This is a genomic window from Methylobacterium sp. AC690, assembly GCF_979256535.1.
Genome location: NZ_CEEDOX010000003.1, coordinates 26,937 through 39,334, shown reverse-complemented (window position 1 = coordinate 39,334; position 12,398 = coordinate 26,937). Strand labels below are relative to the sequence as shown.

General features: G+C 65.5%; 12 protein-coding genes and 1 tRNA gene. 4 read left to right on the top strand and 9 right to left on the bottom strand.

Annotation, left to right across the window (positions count from 1 at the left end; translation table 11 throughout):
• Positions 1-336: 336 nt before the first annotated feature.
• The 6 genes from AC0IY1_RS04285 to rpmI form a co-directional block, all read right to left on the bottom strand.
• On the bottom strand, positions 337-1,104 hold the full coding sequence (locus AC0IY1_RS04285; protein ID WP_055955341.1) for a Bax inhibitor-1/YccA family protein: 768 nt from the start codon (positions 1,102-1,104) through the stop codon (positions 337-339).
• Between the two features lie 343 nt (positions 1,105-1,447).
• Positions 1,448-2,290 carry a DUF1186 domain-containing protein gene (locus tag AC0IY1_RS04280; RefSeq protein ID WP_055955344.1) on the bottom strand — a complete coding sequence of 281 codons (843 nt, stop codon included), beginning with the start codon at positions 2,288-2,290 and terminating at the stop codon, positions 1,448-1,450.
• A 15-nt stretch (positions 2,291-2,305) separates the two neighbouring features.
• Positions 2,306-4,729: a phenylalanine--tRNA ligase subunit beta gene (gene pheT / locus AC0IY1_RS04275; protein ID WP_055955346.1), complete on the bottom strand. Its 2,424-nt coding sequence runs from the start codon at positions 4,727-4,729 to the stop codon at positions 2,306-2,308.
• 106 nt (positions 4,730-4,835) lie between these two features.
• Positions 4,836-5,918, bottom strand: coding sequence for a phenylalanine--tRNA ligase subunit alpha (gene pheS / locus AC0IY1_RS04270; RefSeq protein WP_055955349.1), 1,083 nt, complete (start codon positions 5,916-5,918; stop codon positions 4,836-4,838).
• 239 nt (positions 5,919-6,157) lie between these two features.
• A complete protein-coding gene (gene rplT / locus AC0IY1_RS04265) occupies positions 6,158-6,529 on the bottom strand; it encodes a 50S ribosomal protein L20 (RefSeq protein ID WP_055955353.1) in 372 nt (123 codons plus the stop codon).
• Between the two features lie 48 nt (positions 6,530-6,577).
• Complete coding sequence (gene rpmI / locus AC0IY1_RS04260; RefSeq protein ID WP_018044555.1) at positions 6,578-6,781, bottom strand: 50S ribosomal protein L35; 204 nt, start codon at positions 6,779-6,781, stop codon at positions 6,578-6,580.
• A gap of 318 nt (positions 6,782-7,099) precedes the next feature.
• Here rpmI and AC0IY1_RS04255 point away from each other — a divergent pair.
• From AC0IY1_RS04255 to AC0IY1_RS04245, 3 genes are all read left to right on the top strand, one after another.
• Positions 7,100-7,176: transfer RNA gene (locus AC0IY1_RS04255), tRNA-Asp, on the top strand.
• Positions 7,177-7,256: 80 nt separating this feature from the next.
• A complete protein-coding gene (locus tag AC0IY1_RS04250; protein ID WP_055955355.1) occupies positions 7,257-7,472 on the top strand; it encodes a hypothetical protein in 216 nt (71 codons plus the stop codon).
• Positions 7,473-7,602: 130 nt separating this feature from the next.
• Complete coding sequence (locus AC0IY1_RS04245) at positions 7,603-8,124, top strand: CAP domain-containing protein (protein ID WP_055955358.1); 522 nt, start codon at positions 7,603-7,605, stop codon at positions 8,122-8,124.
• Between the two features lie 34 nt (positions 8,125-8,158).
• Here AC0IY1_RS04245 and AC0IY1_RS04240 read toward each other — a convergent pair whose 3' ends face one another.
• Both AC0IY1_RS04240 and AC0IY1_RS04235 read right to left on the bottom strand, forming a co-directional pair.
• Positions 8,159-8,800, bottom strand: coding sequence for a Crp/Fnr family transcriptional regulator (locus tag AC0IY1_RS04240; RefSeq protein WP_055955499.1), 642 nt, complete (start codon positions 8,798-8,800; stop codon positions 8,159-8,161).
• A 48-nt stretch (positions 8,801-8,848) separates the two neighbouring features.
• Positions 8,849-9,130, bottom strand: coding sequence for a hypothetical protein (locus AC0IY1_RS04235; protein ID WP_244477375.1), 282 nt, complete (start codon positions 9,128-9,130; stop codon positions 8,849-8,851).
• A gap of 1,253 nt (positions 9,131-10,383) precedes the next feature.
• On the opposite strand from AC0IY1_RS04235, the gene AC0IY1_RS04230 reads away from it, so the two are divergent.
• Positions 10,384-11,886, top strand: coding sequence for a hypothetical protein (locus tag AC0IY1_RS04230; protein ID WP_471767990.1), 1,503 nt, complete (start codon positions 10,384-10,386; stop codon positions 11,884-11,886).
• A 60-nt stretch (positions 11,887-11,946) separates the two neighbouring features.
• Here the strand turns inward: AC0IY1_RS04230 and AC0IY1_RS04225 are convergent, their stop codons facing one another.
• A complete protein-coding gene (locus AC0IY1_RS04225; RefSeq protein ID WP_471767988.1) occupies positions 11,947-12,252 on the bottom strand; it encodes a hypothetical protein in 306 nt (101 codons plus the stop codon).
• Positions 12,253-12,398: the final 146 nt, after the last annotated feature.

Genomic DNA, 12,398 nt, shown 5'->3' with positions numbered 1-12,398 from the left:
CGAGGATCGACGCCGGAAGCGCGAGGTCTCCTCGCCTGCCGGGAGCGGCGACCCGCGCAGTCTTCCGGCATTCCGGATTAGGGGATCCGTCATGGCCTGGCTGCCCCGCCGCGGCTTCGGCCCGAGCAGCGTTCGGGGAAACGGGGCCGGCGCGCACAGGATCAAGCCTCGGGCGCGCCTCCGGTCGCGGTCGACGGATAAGTCCACCGTCCCGCCCCGAAGCCGCGCGAAACCGCCGAACGCGATGTTTCGCCTCCCGATGCTCAACCCAGCAAAAAGGCCCCGGCGGTGATCCGCCGGGGCCTTCGCGTCACGCGTCCGAGAGACTGGGTTCGCTTAGCGGCGGTCGCCGAGGAGCGAGAGCAGCATCTGGAACATGTTGATGAAGTCCAGGTACAGGGTCAGGGCGCCGTTCACAGACAGCTTGGCCGCGCCCTCGGCATCGGCGCCGCTGTAGAGGAACATCTCCTTGAGCTTCTGCGTGTCGTAGGCGGTGAGGCCTGCGAAGATCAGCACGCCGATCACCGAGATCGCGAACTGCAGCGCCGAAGAGGCGAGGAAGATGTTCACCAGCGAGGCGATGATCAGGCCGATCAGGCCCATGACCAGGAACGAGCCCATGCCCGACAGGCTACGCTTGGTGCTGTAGCCGTAGAGGCTGAGACCGCCGAAGGTCGCCGCCGTGATGAAGAACACCCGCACCACGCTCGCGCCCGTGAACACGAGCAGCAGCGAGGACATCGAGGCGCCCATCACCGCCGCGAAGGCGAAGAAGGTCATGCGCGCCGAGGACGCGGACATCCGGTCCATCCGCATCGAGAAGATGAAGATGAAGGCGAGCGGCGCCAGCATGACGACCCACTTCAGCGGGCTGGTGTAGAGTAGCTGGCCGAAGGGCGTCAGGGCGACGCGACCGGTCGCCGTCTGCGCGACGGCGGCCATGTTGAGGCCGAGCGCGACGAGACCGGAGATCCCGAGGCCGATGACCATGTTGTTGTAGACGCCGAGCATGAAGGTACGCAGGCCCTGGTCGATCTCGACCTGGCTGCCGGCATACCCGGTCGGCTGGGCGCCATACCGGAAGGGGCTGTTATCGAATGCCATGGGAGTTTCCCTTGGACGCTCTCTCAGCGTGTGGTTTCGGAAGGAGGCTCACGCACAGGACCTCTTGGCGCCAAGCGGCGCCTCACGGCGAAATATGTTCGGTCACGCTGCCCTGCACAAGGGGCCGGCCAAGGCTGAAAGCCCTGAATCGCACGGGGCTATGCTGGTATTTTGTTCGGTCCGGCAGGGATTAAAATGGGACCTGACCATGCGAGCATTGCGCGCGCGGGGAATTAACCAAGTCGGGCCCCAAGGTCCGTGGTGAGATCGGAGCTCTCCGCGTCTGAGCGCCCGCCGGAATGCCGGGTCGTCGCAGGGCGACGATCGACGCGGCGCGGTCCCCTCAGGCGACGGCCTTGTCGAGACAGCACTTCTTGAATTTCTTGCCGCTGCCGCAGGGGCATGGGTCGTTGCGGCCGACGTTCTTCCAGGGATTGCGCACCGGCTGGCCGAAGCCCTCCGCCGTCCAGGCGAGGTCCGCCAGGGGATCCTCCAGGGGAGCGAAGCGCTGGGGATCGAAGCGGGCGAGGTCGTCGCCCTCCGCCTCCGCCTCGCGCAGGGCCCGGGGAAACCAGGTCGGGTCGCTGTTCGACGGGGTGAGCCGGCCGTCCCGGCGGGCGGCGAGCACGCGGTCCCCCAGGTCGCGCAGGCCGAGGAGGGCGATCGCCTCCTCCCAGCCGGCCCAGGCCAGGTCCCCCTCGACGGCGGCCCGCTTGTCGTCGAAGCGGACCAGGAGGTCGTGGGTCTCCCGGGGCGGGATGCGGCCGGTCTGGGTCAGGTAGGCCAGGGCGGCGAAGGCTTCGTTCCGCACGGCGTCGTCGACCGTGCTGTCGACCAGCAGGGCGCCGAGGGGGGCGGCGTCCCCGTCGAAGACGCTGACGAGCATCCGGGTCAGGGTCGTCGTCACCGCGTCGCCGAGGAGGTCATCGAGGGTCTCGCCGTCCAGGGCGAGCAGCCGGATCAGCGGCCGGTAGACCCGGGTGTCCCGGGCCGCCGCGAGGACGTGCAGCCCCCAGAACAGGAGGTCGGCCTCAGCCTCCTCGAGGTCAGGCTCCCGGGCGGCCCGATCGAGGACCGCGAGGACCGCGTCGGCGATGCGATCCGGCTCCGCCAGGGCCGCGCGCATCTCGGGCACCGGGAGGTACTTGGCGGCCGAGAGGGCGGCAACGAGATCCGGATCGAGCATGGGGGGTCTCTTCTGTCAGGAGCGAAGGGTCGCCCCGGTCTTGCGCGCGACCTCGGCGACGATCCGGGCGCTGACCGCCTCGATCTCCGCGTCGGTCAGGGTCCGGTCCACCGGCTGGAGCCGGACCGCGATCGCCACCGACTTCGCGCCCTCGGGGATGCCGACGCCCTCGTAGATGTCGAACACGTCGATCCCGGTGATGAGCTTGCGCTCGGCGGCCTGGGCCGCCTTCACCACGTCCCCGGCCGCCACGTCGCGGCCGACCACGAAGGCGAAGTCGCGGGAGATCGGCTGGAAGTCGGAGAGGGCCAGCGCCGGCTTGACCTTGGTCGGACGGTACTTCGGCAGCGGCACCGCATCGAGGGTGATCTCGAAGGCGACGAGTTGGCCCTTGAGGTCGAGGGCCTTCATCACGCGGGGATGGACCTCGCCGAAGAAGCCGACCGGGTTCTTCGGCCCGAACTGCAGGGTGCCGGAGCGGCCCGGATGCAGCCAGTCCGGCCCGCCGGCCACGACCTGGAGGCCGCCGCTGGGGACACCCATGGCCGCCAGGAGCGCCAGGGCGTCGGCCTTGGCGTCGAAGGCGTCGACGCCGTCGGTGCGCCCGTCCCAGTGACGGCCCGCGCCCGCCTGGGTCGCGGTGCCACGACGGATGGCGGCGGCCCGGATGGTCTGCCCCTCCGGCTGGTCGGTGGCGAAGCACTGGCCGACCTCGAACAGGGCGACGTCCGGGCTGCCACGGTCGGCGTTGCGCTGGGCGGCGCGCAGCAGGCCCGGCACGAGGCTCGGGCGCATGTCGGAGAGATCGGCGGCGATCGGGTTGGCCAGGGCGAGGTCGGCGCCGCCGCCGCCGAACAGCGCCGCATCCTCGTGCGGAATGAACGACCAGGTCACGGCCTCGACGAGGCCGCGGCTGGCGAGGGCCCGCTTGGCCAAGCGCGTGCGCTTCTGCATCACGGTCAGCACCGGCTTGCCTACCGCCGCCTCGATGCGCGGCAGGGGCTTGGGCTCGATGCGGTCGAGGCCGGCGATGCGCACGATCTCCTCGACGAGGTCGGCCTTGCCCTCGACATCCGGGCGCCAGGAGGGCGTGAGCACCTTCACCCGGTCGCCCGAGCCGGCGACGTGGAAGCCGAGGGCCTCCAGCGTGACCTTCATCTCGGCCCGGGACAGCTCGATGCCGGCGAGACGCCGGGTCTCGGTCCAGGGAAAGTCGATGACCCGCTCGGTCTGGGGCGGCTCGCCGACGATCACCGGCTCGCTCGGGCTGCCGCCGCAGATCTCCAGCACGAGGCGGGTGGCGAGATCGAGGCCCGGCAGGGTGAAGGCCGGGTCGACGCCGCGCTCGAAGCGGTAGCGCGCATCGGTGATGACGCCGAGGCGGCGGCCGGACTGGGCGATGTTCACCGGGTCCCACAGGGCCGACTCGATCAGCACGTCGGTGGTCGCGGCATCGCAGCCGGAGGCCTCGCCGCCGATGATGCCGCCGATGGACTCCACGCCGTTGTCGTCCGCGATGACCACGGTGTCGCCGGTCAGGGTATAGGTCTTGCCGTCGAGGGCCTTCAGGGCCTCGCCGTCGCGGGCGCGGCGGACCACGAGGCCGCCCGCCACCTTGGCGGCGTCGAAGACGTGGAGGGGTCGGCCGCGGTCGAAGGTCAGGTAGTTGGTGATGTCCACCAGGGCGTTGATCGGGCGCAGGCCCAGCGCCCGCAGGCGCGCCTGCATCCAGTCCGGCGAGGGGCCGTTCTTGACGCCGCGCACGAGGCGCAGGGTGAAGTAGGGGCAGAGGCCCGCGTCGGGTGCCGCGAAATCGAGGGTGACGGGCACCGGGCAGGCGCCCTCCCCGCGCACCGGCGGCTGCGGCGGGCGCTTGAGGTCGCCGAGGCCGGTCGCCGCGAGGTCGCGGGCGATGCCGTGGATGGCGGTGCAGTCGGGCCGGTTCGGCGTGAGATTGATCTCCACCACCGGGTCGTCGAGCTTGGCGTAGAGGGCGTAGGCCTGGCCCGTGGGCGCGTCCGCGGGCAGGTCGAGGATGCCGCTGGCCTCCTCACCGAGGCCGAGCTCGGCGCCCGAGCACAGCATGCCGAGGCTCTCGACACCCCGGATGGTGCCCACCGCCAGGGTCTTGTCGAGGCCGGGCACGTAGGTGCCGGGGGGCGCGAACACCGTCTTCATCCCGGCGCGGGCGTTGGGCGCGCCGCACACCACCTGAACGGGCTGTCCGTCGCCCGTCTCCACCGTGCAGACGCGCAGGCGGTCGGCGTTCGGGTGCGGCTCGGCGGTGAGCACGTGGGCGACCACGAAGGGCTTGAGGCTCGCCGCCTTGTCCTCGATGCCTTCGACCTCGAGCCCGATCCGCGTCAGGGTCTCGGCCACGGTGTCGAGGGACGCCTCGGTGTCGAGGTGATCCTTGAGCCAGGAGAGGGTGAGTTTCATCGCTTGAATCCCCTGGCGTCCGAGGCTCCCGGGAGGGTGGGATGCCGGCGCCGAACAGGAAAGGAAAGGTCTCGTCCGGCCGGGGCCGGGGCGCGAAAGCCGGGGATCAGCCCGTCAGCCCGGCCACCAGGCTCGGGATGTCGAGGGGCCGGAAGCCGTAATGGTCCAGCCAGCGCACGTCCGCCTCGAAGAAGGGCCGCAGGTCCGGCATGCCGTATTTCAGCATCGCGATCCGATCGATGCCGACGCCGAAGGCGAAGCCCTGCACGCTGTCCGGATCGAGGCCGCAATTGCGCAGCACGTTCGGGTGGACCATGCCGCAGCCGAGGATCTCGAGCCAGTCGGTGCCCTCGCCGAAGCGGATCTCGCCGCCCTTGCGCGAGCACTGGATGTCCACCTCCGCCGAGGGCTCGGTGAAGGGGAAGAACGACGGGCGGAAGCGCATCTTCACCGCCTCGACCTCGAAGAAGCTGCGGCAGAACTCCTCCAGCACCCATTTCAGGTTGGCGATGTTGGCCGCTTTGTCGATCACCAGGCCCTCGACCTGATGGAACATCGGCGTGTGGGTCTGGTCGGAATCGTGCCGGTAGGTCCGGCCCGGGCAGATCACCCGGATCGGCGGCTGCTGGGCGCGCATCGTCCGGATCTGCACCGGCGAGGTGTGGGTGCGCAGCACCTTGCGCTGGCCGTTGCGGTCGGGGGCCAGGAAGAAGGTGTCGTGCATCTCCCGCGCCGGGTGGCCGGGCGGGAAGTTCAGGGCGGTGAAGTTGTAGTCGTCGGTCTCGATGTCGGGCCCTTCGGCCACCGAGAAGCCCATATCGGCGAAGATCGCCGTGATCTCGTCCATGACCTGGCTGATCGGGTGGACGCGGCCGCGCACCTCCGGCGCCTCGCGCACCGGCAGGGTCACGTCGATGCGCTCGGCCGCGAGGCGGGCGGAGAGGGCCGCCTCCGCCAGGGCGTCCCGCCGGGCCGTGAGCGCGCCCTGCACCCGGTCGCGCAGGCCGTTGATGAGGGGGCCGCGCGCCTTGCGCGCGTCGGGCGTCATCGCCCCGAGGGTCTTCAGGAGTTCGGAGACCGACCCCTTCTTGCCCAGGGCCGCGACGCGCACGGCGTCGAGGGCGGCCTCGTCGGCGGCGTCCGCGACCTGACGGAGCAGGTCGCCTTCGAGGGTGTCGAGATCGGTCATCGGTTCCACTCACCGGCTGCGGCGCCGGCCCCTTGCGGGACCGGGCGGGCTCGATCGGCATCGGGGGATCGGCTTCAGGGCGTGGGTTTTCCCGGTCCCCGGCCGCAACGCAAGCGGTCGGGCGCCGAAAATCCCGGATCGTCGGGCAGAAAGACGAAAGGCGCGGCTCCCCAGGGGTGCCGCGCCTTTCGTGAAGAACAGCGCCCGGCTCGGGCAGCCTCGAATCGGGCTAACCCGACTCAGGCGGCCTTGGCAGCCGGGAGGGCGGCCTTGGCCAGCTCGACCACGGCGGCGAACGAGGCGGGCTCGTGGATGGCGAGCTCGGAGAGGGCCTTGCGGTCCACCTCGATGCCGGACTTCGACAGGCCGTTGATGAAGCGCGAATAGGTCAGGCCATGCTCACGGACCGCGGCGTTGAGGCGCTGGATCCAGAGGGCGCGGAACGTGCGCTTCTTGTTCTTCCGATCGCGGTAGGCATACTGCATGCCCTTCTCGACCGCCTGCTTGGCGATCCGGATCGTATTCTTGCGGCGGCCGTAATAACCACGGGCGGCCTTGAGGACTTTCTTGTGCTTCGCGTGACTGGTCACGCCGCGCTTGACGCGGGCCATGGGTGTTCTCCTGGATTACGAAAAAAGCAGTGTCGGCGTCGTGAAGGCTTACCGGCTGTTGGGCAGGAAGTACTTCTTCACGTTGGCAGCATCGCCCTCGAACAGGGTGGTGGTGCCGCGCAGGTTGCGGATCTGCTTCGTCGTCCGCTTGATCATCCCGTGGCGCTTGCCGGCCTGGGCATACATGACCTTGCCGGTGCCGGTGATCTTGAAGCGCTTCTTCGCGCCCGACTTGGTTTTCAGCTTGGGCATTTGGCTCTCCTGAACGCGCAGCGGCTCCGATCCGGTTGGATCGAAGAGATGCGCTCGGTTGATGCTTCTGATGGAGCAGCACGAACCGCCACGGCAGCCCGATCGGCCGGGCGGTTCAACGCGAGGGGGCTATGACAGAAAAGCGACGCGGTTTCAATGCCGCGTCTCGGGGCCGGATCTTGGGCCGGTTCTCGGGGCCGCATCTCGAAGCCGGCGCGGGACCTGAAATTCCCGGCCGAATGCGCTCCGGGATTGCTTGACAGCCCCCGGCACTGAACCTACACCCCCGACACCGCCGGAAACGGGGCGGGACGTCAAGCGGGCGTAGCTCAGTCGGTTAGAGTGCCGGCCTGTCACGCCGGAGGTCGCGGGTTCGAGTCCCGTCGCCCGCGCCATCGCGTCCCAGATGCACCCATCTCGTCTTTCCAGTTCCGCGCCCTATCCTCTCGTCGAGGACTGTGCCGGAGGGCGACGGATGTCGGGTGTCTTCTTCCTCTACTTCACCGTCTGCCTCACCCGCGCGCCGGATACCTGCGAATCGCGCAAGCTCGCCCTCGACGTCGAGGACGCCCCGGCCTGCCTGCACGTGGCGCAGCCGCAGCTGGCACGGTGGATCGGCAGCCATCCCGAGTTCCGCATTACGGCTTGGCGCTGCGGCGCACCGCCCCGCGATCACGGAACCCGGATCTGACAGCGCCCCGTGACCCGGGAGACACAGGCACTCCTCTGGCGAGCGAACCCGTGAAGACCGCCGCGTTTTCGCCGCATGGAATGCCGAGGCGGAGGGCCGACAGCCCTAGCCTCGAGATCCGTCCGCACCGATGCGCTTTTTCCGTTCCGCCCCTCTGCGCCCGTCGCTCCGCCTCGGCACGGCGGCCCTCGGCCTCACCGTCCTGCTGGCGCTGGCCGGCTGCGGCACGCCGACTCTCCTCGCCCCCGACCAGCCCACCAGCCTCGTCATCCTGGACGAGCAGGCGGCCGCCGCCGCGATCTCGCGCTACCGGGCCCAGCACGGACTCGGTCCGGTGGTGATCGATTCGAGCCTGATCCGGGCCGCCTCCTATCAGGCCGCGTCGAACGCCAAGGCCGGCCGCCTCAGCCACGAGATCGGCGGCACCTTCGATTCCCGCATGGCCCAGGCCGGCTTCGGCCGGAGCTACGCCGCGGAGAACCTCAGCGCCGGCTCGGCCACCTTCGACGAGGTGCTGGCGCGCTGGAAAGCCTCGAGCGAGCACAACAAGAACATGCTGATCCCGCAGCTCCGGCGCATCGGCATCGCCCGGGTCGACGCGCCGGGCACGCGCTACAAGCGCTACTGGGCCCTGGTCATGGCCGGAGGCTGAGGCATTCGCGCGCCTCGGCGCCGTCGGACACGCCTCAGAGCGCCCCGGTCGGGGCCGCAAGTCCCGTCGCAGCTCGGGACTGGGCCTGCTCCTGCGCCCCCTGGAACAGGCGCTCGCTGGTGAGCTTCAGGAAGAAGAAGCCGAATTCCGGATTCTGGTAGTAGAGCTGCTTGACCTCCGAATAGGAGATCCGCAGTGCCTGCCCCGCCTCGACGCAGACCAGCGAGGCGGTGCGGGTGTTGCCCGGCGAGAGCAGCCCGAGTTCGCCGACGACCCCGTCCGGCCGCACCGCGATCCCGTATTCCGGGATGCGGAAGCTGCCGCTCTCCACGTAGAACATCTCGCCCGCGTCATCCCCCTTGCGGAAAACCGTCTGCCCCGCCCTGAAGCGGACCGCGCTGCCGAAGGGCCGGAGCCAGTCGAGGGAGAGGTCGCCCTCCGCCGCCGTTTCCACCTGGCGCACGAGACGGATCATCTGCCAGAGGCGGAAGGCGTTGAAGGGGATCTGGATCGCCTCGGTGAGAACCACCGGCCAGCTTCCGATCAGCATCCCGTAGGTGATCACGGCCGCACTGGCCACGAGGGCGATGATCCGCAGGGGGATCATCGTCGTCATCGCCGAAGCCGTGATGGTGAGGGCCGTGCCGAGATAGCCGATGGCCTCGACCCCATCGATGCCGAGCCCGGTCATCGCGCGGTCCCAGCCGATCGCGGCGGCTCAGCCCTACGCATCATCGGCATCCGCCTCGGCGAGCCCGTCCTGCAGCGAGCGAATGATCGTGCGCATCTCCGGTACCATGGCGATTGCCTTGGCGATGCGCTGCGCCTCCTCCCGAGTCATCGCGCCCGTGGCCGTGCGCGCGTCGGCTTCCTCGGAGAAGTAGGTCCAGGCCACGGCCAACCCCTCCCCGTCCTCGACGCAGAAGCTGCCGTCGCGCTCGACCACGATCCAGGGCGGCGGGAATCCCCGGGCCGGCCGCGGTTGGATCTCGGCATCATCCGCCACGGGACACCTCAGCGTTGGGGCAGGGTCGCGATCGCCGCGTTGCATCATATGACGGATGGAGAGTGCCGCGAACCCCCGCCCCCCCTCTCCGTGTCGATCAGATGTGCGCTGATTTACAACCTTCGACGCGCGCTTACCAGCGCCGCACGTCCCTTGAGAACGTGCGCACGTTCGCAGAAACGATCTCCGTATCGCGCGCGGCGCGCCGTGGCAGGCGTCCCATCTACTTCCCTCACACTGACACCTGAAGGGATACAGGCTCGTTGAACCGCACCGTCTAATCCCAACGCCGAACCCACCGTTTATTCGTGCTCAAATCCTGATGCCTACGCCGGTCCTTCCTTCAGATCCCGGACCGAGCGCTGACGAAGCGGGACGCGGTGCAGTTGATCGGCGAGGCCAAAGCGCTCGACCACGCCAAGACCGCCTGCAGCGCTCGTGCCGTGTACTGGATCGACAGCGTTCGCCGCGACTTGGCGCGCTGATCCTCTTCCGCGCGACCGGACACCGTCGGGCCTCTGGTCTGGGGGCCGACATGACACGGAACGGCCGGCACGTAGCCGCGCGGCTCAGCGCAATCGAGACGCGCGTCGAGGGAATCATCGGCACGGTCCAGAGCATAGCCACAGCGGTCAACTCCCACGGCGAGAAGGTGGACAAGCGCTCGCAGCCGTAGTGGTCCGTCTACATCTCCTACTTCACGGCAATGCTGATGATGCGCGGATCAATCGGCGTGTCGTGGAGAGCGCCGATCGAAACACCGATCGCGGGTATCACCTCCGACGTTGCAAGGATGCAGACCGACGAAATTACCCGGTGGGTTCACGAGCAGGAATGGACGCAAGACGAGCGCGAGGCTCTGCAGGCCCACGTCGCCCGGCTGTCCGCGCGGAGGACGCAGAGGGCGAGCGCCTCGCCCGTCTTGAGGATGGTCAATTCAAGCCACGCTGATCCCGGCTATCTACGGCTGTCCACAGCGCCCCGGAGCTTCGGCCCCGGAGCTTTTGTCGTTCCAGGCTAACGTCGACGCGCGTTGGCCGGTCTTCGCAGCAAGGTTGTCATGAGCTTGGCCGGGCGACACACCATCTGATCCCTGCTATCACTCCGCGAGCTTCCCGCTCCCTCGAGTGTGGAAGCACTACTGTTTGACGATGTTGTCTGCCGCCTGCCAATTAGCACAGACGGCTGGCACGGAACAATTGTTGCTACCAAGCTAGCGGTATCGACTTCCAATTATACGAACAGGGTCAGGGATGTACTCAGCCTTCTATAACTTGGAACAATATGTTACCGACAAACTAGTGGAAAATAATTATTCCGCAGCTCTCGACTCCGTCAGAGATTTTGTCGTCTCCATGCTGCATGCTCAGTTTTCGCCCGGCAACATCAACGGATCACCGAAGCTGGATGCTTTATGCGCGCGCATTGGCGCCTCGTACTCTGTCTTCGCAGAAAAAGACAAAAAGATTGAGTCTGGGTTTGCCGCCCGCAATGATCGTGTATTGTTCATCTGTACAGGGCTTTACCGATACGGTGGAACATCTCTGGTGATCGCCGATCTCATCAAGGCACACCCGGGAAGCGAATGCACTGTAATTGCTACAGATTATCTCAACGATATGACCGAGCAGGACATCAGCGCGGCGCGAATAGGCGATACATCCGCTGATTTGTTGACCTGCCCCAAAGGTAATGCAGTCTCTAAATTAGAGTGGATAATTGAACAAATAGACCAACTAGAACCAGCGCGCATTTTTCTACTAAACCATCACCAAGACTCGGTAATTATTGCAGCGGTCCAACCATTTCTAAAAAAGACCAAAGTCCTATTTTATCACCATGCTGATTACAGCATGTGCCTTGGCGTCCATCTAGAAGGAGTCACCCACGTAGATCCACACAACGTTGGATACTGCAACTGTAGAGAGAAAGAGCTGATCAGGGATAATGTCTATCTTCCGCTCGTCGTCAGAGATAAATTATCCAATCGAAGCGGTGCGATTTTTATCGAAAACGATGAGCTTATTACGTGTTCTTGCGCGACATTTCATAAATTTGCTGCTTTCTATCTATATCCTTATACAAGCCTGATCGTAGATAGGCTTGTAGTGAGGTCGGGAATTCATATCCATGTAGGCAATATACCCAATGGATACCTGGTAAGCATCAAGGCAGAACTTGCACAAAAGGGCGTTGACCCGCAGAGGTTCGTTCACGTCCCATGGGTCAAAGATCTGTGGGAACTTCTGATTGAGAAAAAAGTCGATCTGTTCATCGCGTCATTTCCGATTGGCGGCGCAAGAACTACGCTCGAAGTCATGGGAGCGGGAATCCCCATTCTAATTGCAGAAAATTACCTTACAAGGTTCCATAGCAGCCGAGATATTGTTTATCCAAACGCTCTAACGTGGAAATATCCCCACCAATTTCTAGAGGCGCTCAAGGCTGTCAGCAGCGAGATACTTAAAGCTCACTCGATCAGGTCTCGGGCCCATTATTTGGCGCACTACTGCTTTGAGAGTAGCGGCATAGGTGATGAGATCAATCTCAACTGTGCTGGAACGCCTACTTTCGAGCCGCCGCCGCTTTATTCATACGAACCAGACAATCTAGATCGCGCTCTGCATTTCTCGCATTTAGAGCACAGCACTCGTGGCGCGGGCGCATCACCAGCCAGCGTTCTAGGCAACCTTAGAAGCAGCGGTGTCATTACCCGCATGGCACGCTCTACGATGAAGCTGATCAAGCGAACTTAAAGTCTTGATGCGCATACGCAGGTCGCCCGGCGGCTGATTGGGTCCGCCGGCGCGAGTCGTTTAGTCCTCAATAAATCCTTTATGTTGATTGGGTACTTGGCGAAGCAATTCGTCATGGATTTTTATGATCCAATCGCTGTCACGCACAGCCTTAGCGCCCCAGCGCCTATTTCCCCCATTACTCAATTCTAATTTGACACGCGTAACGTTGCTGGATCTAGCACCAATTTGATGGAGTATGGCCACCGAACCGTCAGACAAAATAAATATATTTTTATCTGCACTATCCTCTTCCGAGGCTATTAACGCTCTAACACTTAGATAAGTGATCGTCTGCGGGTCATTTAAATTGATATGACTTGCCATTTTTGTCGTCCAAATTTTTATTACTGTAGCCTTGCGTAAGCTTGATCAGTTTCGATCCACACGATTTCCGGCTACCGTCCCAAAACAGGCTATCACGCCCGTCATCTGCCGTCATAGCGGTCCCGCTCACTTTGTTTCCGGTTCTG